Source organism: Acidovorax sp. LjRoot204 (assembly GCF_056175785.1).
The window spans coordinates 1-1,227 of the sequence record NZ_JBGFFF010000354.1; the positions used below are offsets into that span (position 1 = coordinate 1).

At 58.1% G+C, this 1,227-nt stretch carries 2 protein-coding genes; both read left to right on the plus strand.

Annotated elements, in window-relative coordinates:
• The first annotated feature begins 50 nt into the window (after positions 1–50).
• On the plus strand, positions 51–728 hold the full coding sequence (locus tag AC04MI_RS25320; protein ID WP_476499066.1) for a TonB C-terminal domain-containing protein: 678 nt from the start codon (positions 51–53) through the stop codon (positions 726–728).
• 217 nt (positions 729–945) lie between these two features.
• Positions 946–1,227, plus strand: a 282-nt coding sequence (locus tag AC04MI_RS25325) for a hypothetical protein (RefSeq protein WP_476499065.1), incomplete at its 3' end; no start/stop codon positions are given.

Below are 1,227 nucleotides of genomic sequence, written 5' to 3' on the forward strand. Positions count from 1 at the left end.
TAGCAATGCTTGCGGGCTGTGCAGGCCCACAGCAAGGTGCAACGCCCGACATGGGCCAATCTGCTTCGGCTCAACCCGCCAACTACTCTCCACCACCGCCGCCTAGACCGTATTCAGTGGCTCGGCACAAGGACGCTGAACCGGCTGACTCTGCTGCGCTGCGTCACCTCATCGAACAGGCCCTTCAGCGCCCGACGACGACATCAGAAATTGCCCGTCCCACTGAGTACCTAGTTTTGGTCGCACCTCAAGGGCAGCCTCTAGAGATCACGCTTCTCTCGTCGAGTGGGGATGCGAATTGGGACCGCGCCGTTAGCGAAGCGATCCGCAAGGTGCCGTCCTTTTCCGCAGGTCGCAGCGGTAAGCCTCCCGCCAATCTCTTGGTGTTCGCAACACCATCACGGATCACGGCATCTCCGGTCTCTGTTCAGCCAGGAACGGGCCGGAACGCCGGTCGACCAAGTTACGCTGATCGCGTCGCCGCTGCTGTGCGCCCGAACGTTCGATACGCTGATGTGGACGCCATTCAGGGAAACCCAGCAGTGGAACTCAACGTCACTCTCAGTCCTGATGGCAAAGTCATTGAGCCCTACATCGTTCGTTCCAGCGGCATCGAAGACTGGGACGTAGCCGCCATAGTYGCGCTCCTGCGCACTGGCTTCTTGCCCCGGGACATTGATGGCCGAGTTCCGCCACGATTGGTTCTGGTAATGCGCCCGAAGTACTGAGGTTTCGAGTGCTAGTTCAAGGAAAGAGACAAGCTAGCCGCACTGATAAATGCCGCTACTGACGATACTTGGCGCGCCGTGAGCGGCAAGCGGCCCATTTATACAAAGACGGCGCCCGGCCAAAAGCGGAACTACGCCGTGCCGGCACAATTAGCGCGCGAACATCCAAGAGCGGCGCGTTCGCCGACTTAGAAGAAAAGCAAACTGGAGTGAGAACATGCGCTCGATCTGGGAACATCTCCCGTGTGCGATAGGCGCAGCGGCCCTCGTCGCACTTAGCGCATGTACACCACCGGCACGCGAACCAAAGGTATGCAAATCTCTTTCCTTTAGCATCAAGAAAAGCGAATGGATCGATGTGAGGCGCCCAATGCATGATTTCGCAATCGAAAGCCTCGGAAACCCACCATTCCTCGACAAGAGCTATGAAGATCCAGTAGGTAGACGCTACGTGAACCTCATGATTGAACGGAGCCACGTCGCGATTCGAGTCGGTGGC